1 pseudogene is annotated in these 284 nt (G+C 63.4%); it reads left to right on the plus strand.

The window, feature by feature from the left end:
- Positions 1–76: 76 nt before the first annotated feature.
- Positions 77–284 (plus strand): annotated as a pseudogene (locus J0911_RS00005) (integrase core domain-containing protein); the annotation flags it as partial.

Genomic DNA, 284 nt, shown 5'->3' on the forward strand with positions numbered 1-284 from the left:
CGAACTCCCACCGAAGCCTGGAACGAGCACCTACGATCTACCGAACAGCAACCTGTTGCGACGACCAGTTGAATCCGCCCAATACACGTCCGTGCGCTTCACCGAACGGCTCGGCCTGGAGGGCCTGACCCCGTCGATCGGCTCGGTCGGAGACGCCTACGACAACGCCCTCATGGAGTCCACGATCGGCCTGTACAAGGCCGAATGCATCGACACGACCGTGTTCCACCTCGGGGCGTGGAAGACGCTCGAGGACGTCGAGTACGCCACCGCCGAATGGGTCG

Source organism: Myceligenerans salitolerans, from assembly GCF_017349295.1.
GTDB lineage: Bacteria > Actinomycetota > Actinomycetes > Actinomycetales > Cellulomonadaceae > Myceligenerans > Myceligenerans salitolerans.